We start from the raw sequence: 16,884 nt of genomic DNA, 5'->3' as shown, positions 1-16,884 counted from the left end.
CCACGGCCTTCCATCCACCCATTTGGGGCATCGCCCCCCAAGGACATGCAGATGAATCGCTCAGCATCCGGCCTCTCGCGCCGCGCCTTCGGGCAGGGACTCCTCGCCGCTTCCACGCTGGCCGCGCCGGCCTGGGTGCGCGCCCAGGGCAAGGGCCGCGAACTCGTGGTCGGCGGCGCGGGCAGCCACAAGGCCTTCCTCGATCCGCTGATCCCGGTGTTCGAGAAGCAGACCGGCTGCAAGGTGATCTTCGAGGGCACGCGCTCGCTCGTGAACCTCGAGAAGATGGTCAACAACAAGGGCCGCCAGTACATGTCGGTGGTGCTGATGGACGACCCGGTGATGATCCCGGCCGTCAAGGAAGGCGTGCTGGAGCCGCTCACCGCCAAGGACATCCCCAGCCTCGCGAAGCTCAAGCCCGGCACGGTCCACATGGACGGCATGTGGGCCAACTACATGCAGTCGACCACCGGCGTGGCGGTCAACACGGGCAAGCTCAAGCAACTGCCCTCGTATGCGGCGCTGTGGGAGCCGGCCAACAAGGGCAAGGTCGTGATCCCCTCGCTGCAGAACACCGAGGGCCTGTCGATGTTCCTGGTGGCGGCCGCGCTCGAGACCGGCAAGCCGATGAAGGATGCGCAGTACCAGCCCGAGGCGGCGTTCCGCAAGCTCAAGGCGCTCAAGCCCAACCTGCTGACCGTCTACACCCAGCTGCCGCAGGCGCTGAACCTGCTCGAGCAGGGCGAGGCCACGGCCATCGCGGGCATGATCGGATTCAACGCCTTCGACCGCAAGGCCAAGGGCGCGCCGATCGACTTCGTGCTGCCGAAGGAAGGCGGCATGGCCATGCCGACCGGCATCGCCAAGGTCCGGGGCGGGCCGCAGGCCGACCTCGCCAATGCCTTCGTCGAGGCCATGCTCGGTGCCTGGCAGCAGCAGATCGCCGAGATCTCGCTCGCGATGCCCACCAACACCGGCGTGGCCGCGCCGGCCGGCCTGCCCAAGGGCGAGGTGTTCATTCCCGACTGGGCCTACATCGCCGAGAACCGCAAGGCCTGGGTGGAGCGCTGGGACCGCGAGATGGCGCTGTGAGGCGCACCGCATGAGCACCCTCGAACTGAGCGGGATCGTCAAGCGCTACGGCGCGCAGACGGTCGTGGACGGGCTGGACCTGCAGGTGGGGTCCGGCGAATTCGTGTCGCTGCTCGGCCCCTCGGGCTGCGGCAAGACCACGCTGCTGCGCATCGTCGCCGGGCTCGCATCGTGCGACGCCGGCACGGTGCGCGTGGGCGGCACCGACGTGACCGCGCTGCCCGCGCACCAGCGCAACATCGGCGTGGTGTTCCAGAGCTATGCGCTGTTCCCGCACCTCACGGTCAGCGAGAACATCGCCTTCGGCCTCAAGGCCCGCGGCACGCCGCGCGCCGAGCTCGCGCCGGCGGTGGACGCGGCGCTGCGCTCGGTGCGGCTCGCGGCGCTCGCGGACCGGCCGATCTCGGCGCTGTCGGGCGGCCAGCAGCAGCGCGTGGCGGTGGCGCGCGCGATCGCCACTCGGCCGCGGCTGATCCTGCTCGACGAGCCGCTGTCGGCGCTCGACCGCAAGCTGCGCGAGACCATGCAGGTCGAGCTGCGCCAGATCCTGCGCGACGCGGGCATGACGGCGATCTTCGTCACGCACGACCAGGAAGAGGCGCTGGTGATGTCCGACCGCATCGCGGTGATGAACCGCGGCGCGATCGAGCAGCTCGACGCGCCCGAACACATCTACGGCCAGCCGCGCACCGAGTTCGCGCTCAACTTCGTGGGCCTCTCTTCGCAATGGCGCGGCACGCTCGAGGGCGCGCGCGTGCGCACCGCCTGCGGCGAGATCGAGGTGCCCGCCGAGCGCGCGCGCGACGTCGGCGCGGGCGGCCTGCGCCACGAGGTGCTGGTGGGCGTGCGCCCCGAGCGGCTGCGCGCCTCGCGCGATCCGCAGCCCGCGGCCGCGGGCATGAACCGGCTGTCGCTGGTGGTGAGCCAGACGGTCTACCGCGGCGCCAACCGGCTGGTCTACTTCAGCGCGCCCGGCGGCGGCGCGACGCTGCTCGCGGAATTCCCGGCGCACGACGACCTGGCGCCGCGCCCCGGCGAGACGCTGTCGGTGCAATGGCCGGTGGCCGACACGCTGCTGTTCGCGGCCGAGGCGGCGCCATGAGCCGCGCCGTGCGCCGCGCCGAAGGATCGCCGGGCTGGCTCGCCGTGCCGGGCACGGGCTACCTCGTGCTGCTGTTCGTGCTGCCGCTGGCCGCGCTGCTGGCCACCAGCTTCCAGGGCGAACAGGGCGGCTTCTCGCTCGCGGGCTACGCGCGCTTCGCGACCGATCCCTTCAGCGCGGTCGTGGTCTGGAACACGCTGAAGATCGCGCTGCTCGTCACGCTGCTGTGCCTCTTGATCGGCTATCCGGTGGGCTTCGCGATGGCGCGCGCCTCGCTGCCGGTGCAGGGGCTGATGTTCCTCGCGCTGATCCTGCCGCTGTCGGTGGGCGTGGTGGTCAAGAGCTTCGCCTGGACCATCCTGCTGCGCAGCAACGGCCTGGTCAACCAGGTGCTGCTGGGCCTGGGGCTGGTCGACGAGCCGGCGCGGCTGCTGTTCAACGAGCGCGGGCTGGTGATCGCCGCGGTGCACGTGTTCCTGCCCTTCATGGTGCTGCCGGTGTTCACGGTGGCGCGCCAGATCGACTCGCGCCTGGCAGAGGCCGCCGCCACGCTCGGCGCGAAGCCGCTGCATGCCTTCGTGCGCGTGACCTGGCCGCTGTCGCTGCCGGGCGTGGTGGCAGGTTCGGCCTTCGTGTTCTCGATGGCGGTGTCGATGTACGTGATCCCCGCGCTGCTGGTGGGCGACCGCTACCAGACGCTGCCCGCGCTGCTGGCGCGCGCCTACCTGTTCATGCGCGACCGGCAGTCGGGTTCGACGCTGGCGGTGATCCTGCTGGCCATCGCCGTGGCGGTGGTGGTGGGCAGCACGCTGCTCACGCGCCGGCTGCAGGCGCGGGGAGCCACGACATGAGCACACGCTGGAACCGCCTCGCGGGCGGGCTGCTGATGGCGGCGACCGCGGTCTTCATGCTCGCGCCGCTGGTGGTGGTGGTGCTGGTCTCGTTCAGCCCCTCGCCGGTGTTCAACCTGCCCGAGGGCCAGTGGTCGCTGCGCTGGTACCGCGCGATGCTGGCCAAGGACGGCCTGGCCGACACCGTGCTGCTGTCGGCCGCGGTGGCCGCGGGCGCGACGCTGGCGGCGCTGGTGCTCGGCACGCTGTGCGCGATCGCGATCGAGCAGGGGCGCTTCCGCGGCCGCGAGGCGCTGCTGGCCTTCCTGGTCTCGCCGCTGATGATGCCGGGGCTGGTGATCGGCGTGGCACTGCTGCAGGCCTTCCGCGCGGTCGGGCTCGCCAACGTGTTCTGGAGCCTGCTGATCGGGCACGTGGTCATCACCCTGCCCTACGTCACGCGCACGGTGCATGCGAGCCTGGCGCTGTTCGACACCCGGCTGCTCGAAGCGGCGCAGACGCTGGGGCTGTCGCGCCCGCGCGCGCTGCTGCAGGTGATGGTGCCGGCGCTGGCGCCGGCCTTCCTGACCTCGGGGCTGTTCGCCTTCCTGGCCTCGATGGACAACTACCCGATCTCGATCTTCCTGACCGACGCGCGCAGCAAGACGCTGCCGATCGAGATCCTGCACTACCTGGAGGAGTCGCCCGACCCCACCATCGCCGCCATCTCGGCCTGCCTGATCCTGCTGGCCGCCGTGGTGCTCTTCATCGCCGAAAGGCTGGTCGGCCTGCGCCGGCTGGCCCAGTTCTGACCATGGCCGATTCATCCCCTGCTTCCACTCCACCCTCCACGCGCGACTTCATCGGCTACGGCCGCGACCTGCCCGCCGTGCGCTGGCCCGAGGAGGCGCGTGTGGCCGTCTCCTTCGTCGTCAACTTCGAGGAGGGCGCGGAGTTCTCCATGACCGACGGCGACAGCCGCAACGAGGCCATCTACGAGGTGATCGACGGCCAGCCGGTGCCCGACCGCTGCATCGACAGCCACTTCGAATACGGCACGCGCGTGGCCTACTGGCGTATCGCCGACCTGTTCGAGCGCCTCGGCGGGCACTTCACGCTCAGCGCCTGCGGCCGCGCGGTGGAGCGCTCGCCATGGCTGGCGCGGCATGCGGCGCAGGCCGGCCACGAGGTCTCGGCGCACGGCTGGCGCTGGGAGCGCGGCATCGACCTCACGCTCGACGAGGAGCGGCTGGCCATCGACCGCTGCTGCACCGCGATCGAGGCCGCCACCGGGCGCCGCCCCGTGGGCTGGCACACGCGCTCCAACCCGAGCCCGCACACGCGCCGCCTGCTGGTGGAACGCGGCTTCCTCTACGACAGCGACGCCTACAACGACGACACGCCCTACCGCGTGGCGGTCGATGGCCGGCCGCACCTCGTGCTGCCCTATGCTTTCGACACCAACGACATGCAGTTCCAGAACACCCAGCGCTTCGATACCGGCGACGCCTTCGCCGACTACGTGTGTGCCGCCTACGACTGGCTGTGGCGCGAGGGCGGCGACGCGCCGCGCATGCTGTCGGTGGGCCTGCACCTGCGCATGATCGGCCGACCGGGGCGCATCGGCGCGCTCGAGCGCATCCTGCGCCACCTCCACGACAAGGGCGGCGCCTGGGTGACCAGCCGCGAACGCATCGCCCGCCACTGGCTGGCGCACACCGACGAAGGCAGCACCGCATGAAGGAACGCGAGGACGCGGTCTACGACACGCTCTCGCGCGCGCTGCTGGCCGGCGCGCTCGCGCCCGGCGCACCGCTGCGCGAGACCGCGCTGGCCGAGGTCTTCGGCGTGAGCCGCGAGCGCATCCGCAAGATATTGCTGCGGCTGGGCACCAACCGGCTGATCGAGATGATCCCGAACCGCGGCGCCTTCGTGGCCGCGCCCTCGCTCGAGCAGGCGCGCTCGATCTACGACGCACGCCGCATCCTCGAGGGCGGCATCGTCGCCCACCTGGCGCAGAACGCGGGCGCCGAGGCGCTGCGCCGCCTCGGCGAGCACATGGAGCGCGAGCAGGCCGCGCTGGCCGAGGGCGACCGCGCCACCTCGGTGCGGCTGTCGGCCGACTTCCACATGATCCTGGCCGAGGCCACGGGCAACACCTTCATCCTGCAGCAGATGCAGGAACTGGTGAGCCGGACCTCGATGCTGGTGGCGATGTACGAGGCGCCGCATTCGGCGCAATGCGCCTGCGACGAGCACCGCGACATCTTCACATCGCTGCTCAAGGGCGACGGCGGCGGTGCCGCGCGCGCGATGCGCTCGCACCTGTCGCTGGTCGAGACCCGGCTGCGACCCGGCGCGGCCGCGCCCTCGCAGGACGTGGTGGGCGTGCTGCTGCGCATGTGGGCGGGCCAGCGCGCCGCGCAGTCCACGGACGAAGGCCGATGAGCGACGCCACGCTGCTGGTGCTCAACCCGAACACCAGCCAGGCGATGACCGAAGCCGTGGTCTCGGCCGCCCGCGCGCTGCTGCCGCCGGGCCTGCGGGCCATCGGCTGGACCGCCTCCGCCGGCCCGCCGGTGATCAAGGACCGCCGGAGCTACGACGCGGCCGTGGCCGCCATGCCCGCGCTGCTGGCCGAGGCGCCGCGCGCCGACGCCATCCTGCTGGCCTGCTTCGGCGACCCCGGGCTCGGGGTGCTGCGCGAGCGCGCCGGCGTGCCCGTGACCGGCCTGGCGGAGGCCGCCATCCTGGCCGCGCGGCAACGCGGCGAGCGCTTCGCGATCCTCACGGCGGGCGCGGCCTGGGTGCCGATCCTCACCGACTGCGTGGCGGCCGGCGGCGCGTCGCACCTGCTGGCGGGCGTGTTCGCGCTCGATGGCGACGGCGCGGCGCTGCGGGCCGATCCCGAGCGCTTCCGCGCGCAGGTGCGCGCGCTGTCGGCCCGCGCGCGAGCGGCCGGCGCAACGCGGCTGGTGCCCGGCGGGGCGGCCTTCGAAGGGCTGCGCTTCGATTGGGCCGAGGGCCTGGCGGTGGACCGGCCAGTCGAGGCGGCCGTGGCGCTGCTCGCACACGCGCGGCCCAAGCCCCCGGCCTGAGCGCCGGGCCCGGCGCGGGCGGGTTGGATTTCGATACAAATTCGTGCCCCGCTCGCTGGCCCGCGCCGCCCCTGGCGAAACGCCGTCCGGGCCACTGCCAGCGGGCCCGGCCCCGGGATTCCCCCGAGGGTCGGCGGTGTAGACTGCCGGGTTTTTCCGACTCTGGCATGGCGCACGTTCCACAGCGCACTGGTTTCAACGGTTCGGCGCTCGTCCGCTTGCTCTCCCGACTGACCGATGGCGACATCCGCGAATCCGAACAGGCTTCGGCGGACCGGCTGAGCCAATGGTTCGGCTGGACCGACGCGATCTCGCTGTCGGCCGCCCTCAACGGCACGCCGGCCAGCCTGCCGCCGGCCCCGCGGGGCTCGGTGCGCGCCGATGAAAGCGAATGCGCGCGCGTGCGCGCCGCGCTGGCCCAGGCGATCGCCGAGGACAGCAGCTTCGCGCCCGCCAAGGCACGCGCGGCCGCGGCCACCGCCGACGCCGAGACGCCGCCCGACTTCGCGCCGATGCGCCAGCGCTACCTCGCGCGGCAGCAGGCGATGGAGACGGCCATCGGCCCGCTGCGCGGCCGGCTGCGCGCGCGGCTCGCGGCCGGTTCGCACGACATGGCGCGGCTCGCCGCCGTCGACGTGGTGATGGAACAGGTGCTGGGCGCGCGCGAACGCAGCCTGCTGGCGAGCGTGCCGGCGGCGCTCGAGAAGCGCTTCGCGCGGCTGCGCAAGGCCCGCCAGGACGAAGAAACGGGCGCGGAAGACAACGCCGCCGGCGGCCATGCCGACTGGCTCGCGGTCTTCCGCAAGGACATCCAGGACGTGCTGCAGGCCGAACTGGACTTTCGATTTCAACCGGTCGACGGGCTGCTCGAAGCCCTGCGCGCCGGTCACAAGGGCTGACTGGATACACATGACCCGATTTCTCCATCACGCCGTGTTCGTCGCGGGCCTGGCCGTCGTCGGCTGGGTCGGCGCCGGCTACATCGGCACGAACACGCTGGCGCTGGCCGTCACCGGGCTCGTGGCCGCGTTCTACCTGATGGGCGGGCTCGAACTGCACCGCTTCCAGCAGGCCACGGGCTCGCTGGTGCAGGCGACGAACGCGCTGTCCGAGCCCCCGGCCAGCCTCGGCGACTGGCTTGCCTCGCTGCATCCCTCGCTGCGCAACGCCGTGCGCCTGCGCGTCGAGGGCGAACGCGTGGGCCTGCCCGGGCCGGCGCTGGCGCCCTACCTCGCGGGCCTGCTGGTGCTGCTGGGCATGCTCGGCACCTTCCTCGGCATGGTGGTCACGCTCAACGGCACCGGCGCGGCGCTGCAGGGCGCGACCGACCTCGAGGCGATCCGCGAATCGCTCTCGGCCCCGGTGCGCGGCCTCGGCCTCGCCTTCGGCACCTCGGTGGCCGGCGTGGCCGCCTCGGCGGCGCTGGGCCTGGTGTCGGCGCTGTGCCGGCGCGAGCGGCTGCAGGCCTCGCAGGCGCTCGACGCGAAGATCGCGAGCACCCTGCGCGTGCACTCGCAGGCGCACCGGCGCGACGAATCCTTCAAGCTGCTGCAGCGCCAGGCCGACCTGATGCCCGAGCTGGTCGGCCAGCTGCAGGCCATGATGGGCGCGATGGAGCGCCAGACCCAGGTGCTCAGCGAGCGCCTGATCGGCAACCAGGCCGAGTTCCACGGCAAGGCCGAGGCGGTCTACGCGGGCCTCGCGAGCTCGGTCGACCAGTCGCTCAAGCACAGCCTGATCGAGAGCGCGCGCGTGGCCGGCGCCGCGATCCAGCCGGTGGTCGAGGCCACCATGGCCGGCATCGCGCGCGAGACCGCCTCGCTGCACGGCAGCATCGCGCAGACGGTGCAGCAGCAGCTCGAGGGTCTGTCGTCGCGCTTCGAGGCCAGCACCGGCCGCGTGGCCGACACCTGGCAGGGCGCGCTCGCCGCGCACCAGCGCACCAGCGAGGCGCTGTCGAGCGACCTGCGCGGCTCACTCGAAGGCTTCGCGCAGAGCTTCGAGCAGCGCTCGACCGCGCTGGTCGATGGCGTGTCGACGCAACTCGAGACCACGGTCGGCAAGGTGTCCGACACCTGGCAACAGGCGCTTGCGCGGCATCAGGAGACGAGCGACAGGCTCTCGGGCGACGCGCAGCAGGCGCTGTCGGCCGCCGCCACGGCCTTCGAGGCGCATGCGGCCTCGCTGCTGCGCACCGTGGGCGACGCGCAGGGCGAGCTGCAGGCTGCACTGGCCGCGCGCGACGAGCAAAGGCTCGCGGCCTGGACCGAATCGCTGACCTCGATGGGCGCGGCCTTGCAGAAGGAATGGCAGCAGGCCGGCGCGCAGGCACTGATCCACCAGCAGAAGCTGCTCGACACCCAGGCCGATCTCTCGTCGCGCGACGAGGAACGGCTGTCGGCATGGACCCGCTCGCTCGCGGCGATGGCCTCGTCGCTGCAGCAGGAATGGCAACAGGCGGGCAGCCATGTGCTGGGCCATCAGCAGAAGCTGCTCGAAACGCAGGCCGACCTCGCCGCGCGCGACGAGGAGCGCCTCGCGGCCTTCACCGGCTCGCTCGAGGCCATGGCCGCCTCGCTGCAGCGTGAATGGCGGCAGGCCGGTGCGCACAGCGCCGACCAGCAGCGCCAGTTGCTCGATGCGCTGACGAAGACCGCCGGCGAGATGTCGTCGCAGAACGAGGCGCATGCCAAGCGCACCGTCACCGAGATCGCCCAACTGCTGCAAGCCGCCGCCGAAGCGCCGCGCGCCGCCGCCGAGGTGGTGTCGGAACTGCGCCAGAAGCTGTCGGACAGCATGGCGCGCGACAACGCGATGCTCGAGGAACGCAACCGCCTGCTCGAGACGCTGGGCACGCTGCTCGACGCGGTCAACCATGCGTCGACCGAACAGCGCAGCGCGGTCGACGCGCTGGTCGCGGCCTCGGCCGAGGCCATGGAGCGCGCGGGCAGCCGCTTCGCCGAACAGGTCGAAACGCAGACCGGCAAGATGGCCGAGGTGGCCGCGCAGGTCACGGGCAGCGCGGTCGAGGTCGCGAGCCTCGGCGAGACCTTCGGCTTCGCGGTGCAGCGCTTCGGCGAATCGAACGACAAGCTGGTGGCGCACCTGCAGCGCGTGGAAGGCGCGCTCGGCAAGTCGATGGCGCGCAGCGACGAACAGCTGGCCTACTACGTGGCGCAGGCGCGCGAGGTCATCGACCTCAGCATCATGTCGCAGAAGCAGATCGTCGAAGACCTGCAGCAGATCGCCAGCCGGCAGCCCGCCGCCGTGGCCAGCGAGGCGTGATGCGCCAGGACATGGACATCGACGACGCCGGCCTCGACACCAGCGTGCCGGTCTGGGCCGTCTTCGGCGACCTGATGTCGGGCCTGCTCGGCGCCTTCGTGCTGATCCTGGTCTGCGCGATCGGCATGCAGCTCGACCTCGCGGCCAGGCTCGAATCCGAGGTCAAGCAGCGCCAGGCCGAGGCGCAGCGCCGCGAGGCGCTCGAGAAGGCGCTGGCCGGGCCGCTGGCCGCGGGCCGCGTCACGCTCAACAACGGGCGCATCGGCATCAGCGGCAGCGTGCTGTTCGCCTTCAACTCCGCCGACCTGCAGCCCGAGGGCCGGCAGGTGCTGCGCAGCCTCGCGGCGCCGCTGGCCACCTACCTGCGTTCGCGCGACGAGATCCTGATGGTGAGCGGCTTCACCGACAACCGCCAGATGCGCGAGGGCGCGCGCCTGTTCGCCGACAACTGGGAGCTCTCGGCCCAGCGCGCGCTGACCGTGACGCGCACGCTGATCGAGGAAGGCGTGCCCTCGTCCGCGGTGTTCGCCGCGGCCTTCGGCGCCGAACAGGCCGTGGCCTCGAATGCCGATGCCGATGGCCGCGCGAAGAACCGGCGCGTGGAGATGGCGCCGACGCCGCGGCCGTCGTATGCGGCGAGCACCACCGGCACTGCAGCGAAGGCCCGTGAGTAACGACGCGCCCATCGACGCGAACGACGACCCGCTCGCGGTCGTCGCGGCCTGGCGCGCGCGCGGGGCCGAGCGCTTCGATCCCGTGCGGCTGCATTTCATCGAGACGCTCGCGAAACGCACCGCGGCGCAGCGTGGCGAGGCCAGGCGGCTGCTCGACGAGCGGCTGCGGCAATTGCTGAGCGCGTATGGCGAGGACTTCGAGAAGGCGGTGCCGCAGGCGCCGGCCGCGGCGGCGCGGCCATTGCCACGCAGCGCGCTCGCCGAGCTCGTCGAACACATCGCGCGCCAGTCGCCGCTGCCCGAGGAAGCACCGGCACCCAGCGGTGGTGCCGTGCCGGCTCGCGCCACTTCAGCGAGCCCCGCCTCGTCCGTCGCCGCCGCGCCCGCCGAACTCAAGACCATGCGCTACTTCCGCGGCACCTGGTCGCGCCTGAGCGCCGATCGCCGGCTCACGCAGTCGCTCGCGAAGATGCCCGAGAACGCGGGTCCGCTCAATTCGCACCATCTCGTGCACCGCGCGCTGATCCTCATGCGCGACCTTTCGCCCGAGTACCTCAACCGCTTCATGACCTACGTCGACACCTTGCTGTGGGTGGAGCAGTTGCAGGCCAGCCAGGCTTCGGCACCCACGGCGCGGGCCGAGGGCGCCAGGAAATCCGGTCGCGGCAAGACGCCCTGAGCGGGCACTCCCCCCTCGAGCCCACGCGGCTCTCCAGCCTCATCGACCCGCTTCGTGACTTCGGGCGCATGCGCGTGCCCCGGGTTTACCCCAGATAGTGACGCGTGCATCAATGCATACATTAATAAATGCATGAGCACCCCACCCCCTGACATCCCGCGCCTCTCCCCCGCCGGCGCCGCCAGGACCGGCACCGGCCTGCACCGCCCCGAATGCGTGCTGGCCACGCGCGCCGGCGATCTCTACTGCGCCGACTGGCGCGGCGGCGTGACGCGCATCCATCCCGACGGCACCCAGACCGCCTACCTCGGCCACGAGATCGACGGCGAGGTCCTCAAGCCCAACGGCATCGCGCTGCGCGCCGACGGCAGCTTCCTGATCGCCCACCTGGGCGCGCAGACCGGCGGCGTGTTCGCGCTCGAGCGCGACGGCCGGGTGCAACCGCTGCTGCGCACGGTCGACGGCCTCGACCTGCCGCCGACCAACTTCGTGCTGCCCGATGCACGGGGCCGGCTCTGGATCACGGTCAGCACGCGGCAGACGCCGCGCGCGCTCGGCTATCGCCACGATGTGGCGGATGGCTTCGTGGTGCTGATCGACGCGCGCGGCGCACGCATCGTGGCCGACGGCCTGGGCTACACCAACGAGTGCCTGGTCGACCGCGACGGCGCCTTTCTCTACGTCAACGAGACCTTCGGCCGCCGGCTCTCTCGCTTCGCGATCCGGCCCGATGGTTCGCTGGGCGCTCGCGAGACCGTGGCCCGCTTCGGCGCCGGCACCTTTCCCGACGGCCTGGCGCAGGACGTCGACGGCGACTTCTGGATCACGAGCATCGTGAGCAACCGCCTGATCCGCGTCGGCCGCGACGGCGCGCAGTCGGTGCTGCTCGAAGACGCCGACCCGGCGCGCCTCGACGCGGTGGAAGACGCCTTCCAGCAGCACCGCATGGGCCGCGAGCATCTCGACACCGTGCACGGCCACACGCTGCGCAACATCTCCAGCCTCGCCTTCGGCGGGCCCGACCTGCGCACCGGCTACCTGGGCTGCCTGCTCGGCGACACGCTGGCCACCGTGCGCATGCCGGTCGCCGGCCTGCCGCCCCTTCACTGGAACCACGCATGAACACCAAGCCCTCCACCACCGCCGCGGGCGCCGACACCACCACGCTCGTCGATGGCGCCTACCAGGCGATACGCCGCCGCATCCTCGACAACGTCTGGGCGCCCGGCTACCAGGCGATGGAGCAGGAGATCGCGCTGCAGCTCGGCATGAGCCGCACGCCGGTGCACGAAGCGCTGATGCGGCTGCATGGCGAAGGCCTGATCGAGGTGATCCCGCGCCGCGGCATGCGCGTGCTGCCGGTGTCGCCGACGGCCATGCGCGAGATCTACGAGATCCTCGGCGCGCTCGAGAGCGCCGCCGCCGAGAGCCTGGCGCGCAGGAAGCCCGACGCGGCCGAGCTGCAGCCGCTGGTCGAGGCCACCGAGACCATGGCCGCCGCGCTGCAGGCCAACGACCTCGACGCCTGGGCGCGGGCCGACGAGTCCTTCCATGCGCAGCTCGTGACCATGGCCGGCAACAAGCTGCTGGCCGACGCGGTCTTCAACCACTGGGATCGCGCGCACCGCGCGCGCATGGTCTCGCTGCGGCTGCGGCCCGTGCCCCACAACTCGACGCAGGAACACATGGAACTGGTCGAGCGCATCCGCGAGGGCGACGCCGAAGGCGCCGCCCGCGTGAACCTCGAGCACCGCCGGCGCGCGAGCCGCGAGCTGCTGGCCATCTTCGAGCACTACCGCTTCCAGCATCTCTGATGCACCCCGGGGGCGCCATGCAGGGCCCCATCCAAAAATCGACAGGAGACAGACTTGAAACGCAGGACTTTCATCCGTGCGGGCGCCGCCGCGCCCCTGGCCGCGACACTGGGGCCGCGAGCCTTCGCGCAGAACGACTATCCCTCGCGCCCGGTGCGCATCGTCGTGGGCTTCTCGGCCGGCGGCGGTGTCGACCTGGTGGCGCGCCCGCTCGCGCAGCGGCTCGGCGAGGCGCTGGGCCAGGCCACGATCGTGGAGAACAAGGCCGGCGCCAACGGCAACCTGGCCGCGATGTACGTCGCCACCGGCGTGCCGGCCGACGGCTACACGCTGCTGCAGATGAACTCGGCGATGGCGACCAACAACCCGTTCCTCTACAAGTCGGGCGTGCCCAACTACCTCGAGGAGTTCACGCCGATCACAGGCATCACCGAGACGCCGCAGGCGGTCATCGTGCCGGCCTCGCTGGGCGTGAAGACGCTCAAGGAATTCGTGGCGCTGGCGCGCGCGCCCAAGACCGAGATGAACTTCGCCTCGGGCGGCGTCGGCACGCTGGCCCACATCGTGTTCGAGCTCTTCAAGAAGGAAGAGTCGCTGCAGATGGTGCACGTGCCCTACAAGGGCACGGGGCCGGCGATCCAGGACATGCTCGCGGGCCGCATGCACCTGATGATCGACAACGTGAGCCAGGTCAAGGGCCAGGTCGAGAGCGGCAAGCTGCGCGTGCTGGCCGTCACGGGACCGCAGCGCGTGTCCTACCTGCCCGATGTGCCGACCACCGCCGAGGCCGGTTTCCCCAAGCTGCTGGCCATCGGCTGGCAGGCGCTGCTGGCACCGGCCAGGACGCCGCCGCAGGTGCTGCAGAAGCTGCGCACCGCCGCCAGGAGCGTGGTCGACAAGAAGGACTGGACCGACTTCATGGCCGAGCGCGGCGCCGTCGCCAAGTGGGCCTCGCCCGAGACCGTCACGCAGCGCATCAAGGACGAGAGCGCCGTCTGGGGCGACGTCATCCGAACCGCGGGCATCACCGCAGACTGAAAGAGAGCATGAGCGACACCACCGTTTCGATCCAGGGCGACCAGATCCTCATCAATGGCCGGCCGACCTACGAAGGCCGCCACTGGAAGGACCAGAAGATCCAGGGCCTGCTGTTCAACAGCCGCATGGCCAACGCCATCGCCGACGACAAGAACCCGAGCACGCGCGGCGTCTGGGCCTACCGCGACGGTCCGTGGGACGCCGATCGCAACACGCGCGAATTCTGCGAGGCGCTGCCCGAGTACCGTGCGCACGGCCTGCTGGGCGTGTGCCTCAACCTGCAGGGCGGCAGCCCGCACGGCTACTCGCAGATCCAGCCCTGGACCATCAGTGCCTTCGAGGCCGACGGCACGCTCAAGGCCGCGTGGGCCGAGCGGCTGCGACGCGTGCTCGAGGCCACCGACCGGCTCGGCATGGTGGTGGTGCTCGGCCTGTTCTACGGCCCCGCCACGCGCCACCTGGCCGACGAACAGGCGGTGCGCCGCGCGGTCGACCAGAGCGTGGACTGGCTGGTGGCGCAAGGTGCGCGCAACGTGCTGCTGGAGATCGGCAACGAGATCGACCACACCGTCTACCACCACCGCATCATCGAGGCGCCGCGCTGCCACGAGCTGATCGAACAGGCACAGCGGCGCTCCGAAGGGCGGCTCGACACGCCGGCCGGCCGGCTGCTGGTGGGCGCGAGCCTCTTGAAGCCGCGCACCGACGCGCACAACATCATCGGCGCGAGCGACTTCCTGCTGCCGCACGGCAACCACGTCAACGGCCTCGCGGGACGCGAGCAGTCGAACCCCGACGGCATCCGGCTGCAGCTGCTGCGCCTGCGCAACTCGCCCGCCTACCGCGGCCAGCCGATCTTCTACAACGAGGACGACCACTTCGATTTCGAGCACGAGGACAACCACCTGCTCGCGGCCGTCGAGGGCTATGCGGGCTGGGGCTACTTCGACTACCGGCGCTCGCGCGAGAAGCTCGAGGACGGCTTCCAGTCGCTGCCGGTGGACTGGCGCATCGGCTCGGCGCGCAAGAAGGCCTTCTTCGGCAAGCTCAAGGAAATCACCGGGGGTGCGGCATGAAGACCAGCTACCATATCGCCGTGCTGCCCGGCGACGGCATCGGCCGCGAAGTCATGGACGCGGCGGCCCAGGTGCTGCATGCGGCGGGCGCCAGGGCCGGCATCGGCTTCGAGCTCGACACCCGCCCCGCGGGCGCCCAGCACTACCTCGACAGCGGCGTCGCGCTGCCCGACGAGACCCTGGCCGTGTGCGAGCGCGCCGACGCGATCCTGTTCGGCGCCATGGGCCTGCCGCACGTGCGCGGCAGCGACGGCACCGAGATCATTCCGCAGCTCGACCTGCGCTTCCACTTCGACCTCTATGCAGGCGTGCGGCCGATCCGCACCTTCCGCGGGTTGCGCACGCCGCTGTCGGACCCGCGCGCGCAGCAGATCGACCTGGTGCTGGTGCGCGAGAACACCGAGGGCCTGTTCTATGCGCGCGGGCGCGGCGATGCGCGCCGCGATGCGCAAGGCCGCACCGTCGAGGTCTTCGACACCATGCGCATCACGCGCCACGGCACCGACCGCATCTGCGCGTTCGCCTTCGAGCTCGCGCAGCGGCGCGCCGAGCGGCTGGGCCGCGCGGGCCGGGTCACCAACGTCGACAAGGCCAATGTCTTCGAGTCGATGGCCTTCTTCCGCGAGGTGTTCGAGGACGTCGCGTCGCGGCACCCGGCGATCGGCGCCGACAGCGCCTATGTCGATGCGATGGCGCTGAACCTCGTGCTCAAGCCGTGGAGCTACGACGTGCTGGTGACCGAGAACATGTTCGGCGACATCCTCTCGGACCTGATCGCCGCGCTGGTGGGCGGCATGGGCATGGCGCCCTCGGCCGACCTCGGCGAGCGGCATGGGTTGTTCCAGCCCGCGCACGGCACCGCGCCCGACATCGCGGGCCAGGGCAAGGCCAATCCCACGGCCATGATCCTGTCGGCCGCGATGATGCTCGACTGGCTGGCCGAACGGCATGGCGACACGCGCCTGGGCGATGCGGCACGCGGCATCGAGCGGGCCGTCGAGGCCGTGTTCGCGGGCGGCGCCGTGCTGCCCTTCGAGTTCGGCGGCGGCGACGGCACGCGCGCGATCACCGAAGCGGTGCTGGAGCAGCTGCGCCATGCCTGAGGCGCGCGGCGGCACACGCCACCGGGTTGCAGTGGTCGGCGCCGGCTACTTCAGCCAGTTCCATCTGCGCGCATGGCAGGCGCTGCCCGGTGTCGAGCTCGTCGGGCTCTGCGATGCGCAGCCCGAGCGCGCGGCCGAGGCCGCCCGCAGCTTCGGCGTGCCCCGCGCCTTCTCGCGCCTCGACGAGATGCTCGACGCCACGGCGCCCACGCTGCTGGACATCGTGTCGCCGCCGGCCAGCCATGCGACGCTGCTGCCGCAGGCGCTCTCGCATGGCATCGCGACCATCTGCCAGAAACCCTTCTGCACCGACTACGCGCAGGCACGCGAGCAGAGCGAACGCTTCGCGCGAGCCGGCGTGCCCTTGGTCGTGCACGAGAACTTCCGCTTCATGCCCTGGTTCCGCGAGGCCCGGCGGCTGATCGACACGGGACGGCTGGGCCGCCTGCACGGCGCGAGCTTCCGGCTTCGGCCCGGTGACGGACAGGGGCCACGCGCCTACCTCGACCGGCAGCCCTACTTCCAGCAGATGCCGCGGCTGCTCGTGGCCGAGACCGCCATCCACCTGATCGACAGCTTCCGCTTCCTGCTCGGCGAGGTGGCCGATGTCTCGGCGCGGCTGCGGCGCCTCAACCCCGCGATCCAGGGCGAGGATGCCGCCACGATCGAACTGGGCTTCGCCGGCGATGCCATCGGCCTCATCGACGGCAATCGCCTCAACGAACACCCGGCCGCGAACCAGCGCCGCACCATGGGCGAGATGTGGCTCGAGGGCGAAGGCGGCGTGCTGCGGCTCGATGGCGATGCGCGCCTGTGGCTCAAGCCGCATGGCGAGCCCGAGGCCGAACTCGCCTACGACAGCGGGCCGTCCAGCGAATTCGGCGGCGGCGCGGTGGCCGCCCTGCAGGCCCATGTGCTCGACGCGTTGGAGCGCGGCATCGCGCCCGAGAACAACGCCTCGGACTATCTGCAGAATCTGCGCATCCAGGAAGCCGTCTACGAATCCCACCGCAGCGGCCGGCGCATCCGCATGAGCGACTTCGAGCCTGCGGCCGATGCGCATCTGCGGCCGGTCTTCTGATCCATCGAGAAT

Annotated in this window: 17 protein-coding genes; all 17 read left to right on the top strand. The window is 71.6% G+C overall.

The features are described 5' to 3' along the window. The first annotated feature begins 51 nt into the window (after positions 1-51). Positions 52-1,092 (top strand): ABC transporter substrate-binding protein, encoded by a 1,041-nt coding sequence (locus ACEN9J_RS31510; RefSeq protein ID WP_413765242.1) that lies wholly within the window; start codon positions 52-54, stop codon positions 1,090-1,092. A 10-nt stretch (positions 1,093-1,102) separates the two neighbouring features. Further along, on the top strand, positions 1,103-2,194 hold the full coding sequence (locus ACEN9J_RS31505) for an ABC transporter ATP-binding protein (protein ID WP_413765241.1): 1,092 nt from the start codon (positions 1,103-1,105) through the stop codon (positions 2,192-2,194). Then, on the top strand, positions 2,191-3,045 hold the full coding sequence (locus ACEN9J_RS31500; RefSeq protein WP_413765240.1) for an ABC transporter permease: 855 nt from the start codon (positions 2,191-2,193) through the stop codon (positions 3,043-3,045). The genes ACEN9J_RS31505 and ACEN9J_RS31500 overlap by 4 nt, the downstream gene beginning before the upstream one ends. Then, positions 3,042-3,836 carry an ABC transporter permease gene (locus tag ACEN9J_RS31495; protein ID WP_413765239.1) on the top strand — a complete coding sequence of 265 codons (795 nt, stop codon included), beginning with the start codon at positions 3,042-3,044 and terminating at the stop codon, positions 3,834-3,836. Before ACEN9J_RS31500 ends, ACEN9J_RS31495 begins: the two co-directional genes overlap by 4 nt. Positions 3,837-3,838: 2 nt before the next feature. After that, the gene (locus ACEN9J_RS31490; RefSeq protein ID WP_413765238.1) at positions 3,839-4,765 is read left to right on the top strand and encodes a polysaccharide deacetylase family protein; all 927 of its coding nucleotides are present in this window, start codon (positions 3,839-3,841) and stop codon (positions 4,763-4,765) included. Next, positions 4,762-5,472, top strand: a complete 711-nt coding sequence (locus ACEN9J_RS31485; protein ID WP_057590138.1) for a GntR family transcriptional regulator — start codon at positions 4,762-4,764, stop codon at positions 5,470-5,472. Before ACEN9J_RS31490 ends, ACEN9J_RS31485 begins: the two co-directional genes overlap by 4 nt. After that, positions 5,469-6,122, top strand: coding sequence for an aspartate/glutamate racemase family protein (locus tag ACEN9J_RS31480; protein ID WP_413765237.1), 654 nt, complete (start codon positions 5,469-5,471; stop codon positions 6,120-6,122). The genes ACEN9J_RS31485 and ACEN9J_RS31480 overlap by 4 nt, the downstream gene beginning before the upstream one ends. 167 nt (positions 6,123-6,289) lie before the next feature. After that, on the top strand, positions 6,290-7,021 hold the full coding sequence (locus ACEN9J_RS31475; protein ID WP_296736100.1) for a DUF3348 domain-containing protein: 732 nt from the start codon (positions 6,290-6,292) through the stop codon (positions 7,019-7,021). 10 nt (positions 7,022-7,031) lie between these two features. Beyond that, positions 7,032-9,407, top strand: a complete 2,376-nt coding sequence (locus ACEN9J_RS31470) for a DUF802 domain-containing protein (RefSeq protein WP_413765236.1) — start codon at positions 7,032-7,034, stop codon at positions 9,405-9,407. Further along, positions 9,407-10,081 carry an OmpA family protein gene (locus ACEN9J_RS31465; RefSeq protein ID WP_413765235.1) on the top strand — a complete coding sequence of 225 codons (675 nt, stop codon included), beginning with the start codon at positions 9,407-9,409 and terminating at the stop codon, positions 10,079-10,081. Before ACEN9J_RS31470 ends, ACEN9J_RS31465 begins: the two co-directional genes overlap by 1 nt. Next, on the top strand, positions 10,074-10,760 hold the full coding sequence (locus tag ACEN9J_RS31460; protein WP_413765234.1) for a DUF2894 domain-containing protein: 687 nt from the start codon (positions 10,074-10,076) through the stop codon (positions 10,758-10,760). The genes ACEN9J_RS31465 and ACEN9J_RS31460 overlap by 8 nt, the downstream gene beginning before the upstream one ends. Positions 10,761-10,892: 132 nt before the next feature. Next, complete coding sequence (locus ACEN9J_RS31455) at positions 10,893-11,882, top strand: SMP-30/gluconolactonase/LRE family protein (protein WP_413765233.1); 990 nt, start codon at positions 10,893-10,895, stop codon at positions 11,880-11,882. Next, the gene (locus ACEN9J_RS31450) at positions 11,879-12,574 is read left to right on the top strand and encodes a GntR family transcriptional regulator (protein ID WP_296783744.1); all 696 of its coding nucleotides are present in this window, start codon (positions 11,879-11,881) and stop codon (positions 12,572-12,574) included. The genes ACEN9J_RS31455 and ACEN9J_RS31450 overlap by 4 nt, the downstream gene beginning before the upstream one ends. 54 nt (positions 12,575-12,628) lie before the next feature. Further along, positions 12,629-13,612, top strand: a complete 984-nt coding sequence (locus ACEN9J_RS31445; protein ID WP_261216790.1) for a Bug family tripartite tricarboxylate transporter substrate binding protein — start codon at positions 12,629-12,631, stop codon at positions 13,610-13,612. Positions 13,613-13,620: 8 nt separating this feature from the next. Continuing rightward, a complete protein-coding gene (locus ACEN9J_RS31440) occupies positions 13,621-14,688 on the top strand; it encodes a hypothetical protein (RefSeq protein ID WP_413765232.1) in 1,068 nt (355 codons plus the stop codon). Continuing rightward, positions 14,685-15,791 (top strand): isocitrate/isopropylmalate dehydrogenase family protein, encoded by a 1,107-nt coding sequence (locus ACEN9J_RS31435; protein ID WP_413765231.1) that lies wholly within the window; start codon positions 14,685-14,687, stop codon positions 15,789-15,791. The genes ACEN9J_RS31440 and ACEN9J_RS31435 overlap by 4 nt, the downstream gene beginning before the upstream one ends. After that, the gene (locus ACEN9J_RS31430) at positions 15,784-16,872 is read left to right on the top strand and encodes a Gfo/Idh/MocA family protein (RefSeq protein WP_413765230.1); all 1,089 of its coding nucleotides are present in this window, start codon (positions 15,784-15,786) and stop codon (positions 16,870-16,872) included. The genes ACEN9J_RS31435 and ACEN9J_RS31430 overlap by 8 nt, the downstream gene beginning before the upstream one ends. Positions 16,873-16,884 lie beyond the last annotated feature (12 nt).

Origin of the sequence: Variovorax sp. Varisp41, from assembly GCF_047325085.1 — a bacterium.
Taxonomy (GTDB): domain Bacteria; phylum Pseudomonadota; class Gammaproteobacteria; order Burkholderiales; family Burkholderiaceae_C; genus Variovorax.
Note: the sequence above shows the minus strand (reverse complement) of the source record. Positions and strands in the feature narration are given on the sequence as shown.

Excerpts from the sequence above, each read along its gene's own strand:
- ACEN9J_RS31510 (WP_413765242.1), top strand. The coding sequence starts at position 52 with ATGAATCGCTCAGCATCCGGCCTCTCGCGCCGCGCCTTCGGGCAGGGA.
- ACEN9J_RS31505 (WP_413765241.1), top strand. The coding sequence starts at position 1,103 with ATGAGCACCCTCGAACTGAGCGGGATCGTCAAGCGCTACGGCGCGCAG.
- ACEN9J_RS31500 (WP_413765240.1), top strand. The coding sequence starts at position 2,191 with ATGAGCCGCGCCGTGCGCCGCGCCGAAGGATCGCCGGGCTGGCTCGCC.
- ACEN9J_RS31495 (WP_413765239.1), top strand. The coding sequence starts at position 3,042 with ATGAGCACACGCTGGAACCGCCTCGCGGGCGGGCTGCTGATGGCGGCG.
- ACEN9J_RS31490 (WP_413765238.1), top strand. The coding sequence starts at position 3,839 with ATGGCCGATTCATCCCCTGCTTCCACTCCACCCTCCACGCGCGACTTC.
- ACEN9J_RS31485 (WP_057590138.1), top strand. The coding sequence starts at position 4,762 with ATGAAGGAACGCGAGGACGCGGTCTACGACACGCTCTCGCGCGCGCTG.
- ACEN9J_RS31480 (WP_413765237.1), top strand. The coding sequence starts at position 5,469 with ATGAGCGACGCCACGCTGCTGGTGCTCAACCCGAACACCAGCCAGGCG.
- ACEN9J_RS31475 (WP_296736100.1), top strand. The coding sequence starts at position 6,290 with ATGGCGCACGTTCCACAGCGCACTGGTTTCAACGGTTCGGCGCTCGTC.
- ACEN9J_RS31470 (WP_413765236.1), top strand. The coding sequence starts at position 7,032 with ATGACCCGATTTCTCCATCACGCCGTGTTCGTCGCGGGCCTGGCCGTC.
- ACEN9J_RS31465 (WP_413765235.1), top strand. The coding sequence starts at position 9,407 with ATGCGCCAGGACATGGACATCGACGACGCCGGCCTCGACACCAGCGTG.
- ACEN9J_RS31455 (WP_413765233.1), top strand. The coding sequence starts at position 10,893 with ATGAGCACCCCACCCCCTGACATCCCGCGCCTCTCCCCCGCCGGCGCC.
- ACEN9J_RS31450 (WP_296783744.1), top strand. The coding sequence starts at position 11,879 with ATGAACACCAAGCCCTCCACCACCGCCGCGGGCGCCGACACCACCACG.
- ACEN9J_RS31440 (WP_413765232.1), top strand. The coding sequence starts at position 13,621 with ATGAGCGACACCACCGTTTCGATCCAGGGCGACCAGATCCTCATCAAT.
- ACEN9J_RS31435 (WP_413765231.1), top strand. The coding sequence starts at position 14,685 with ATGAAGACCAGCTACCATATCGCCGTGCTGCCCGGCGACGGCATCGGC.
- ACEN9J_RS31430 (WP_413765230.1), top strand. The coding sequence starts at position 15,784 with ATGCCTGAGGCGCGCGGCGGCACACGCCACCGGGTTGCAGTGGTCGGC.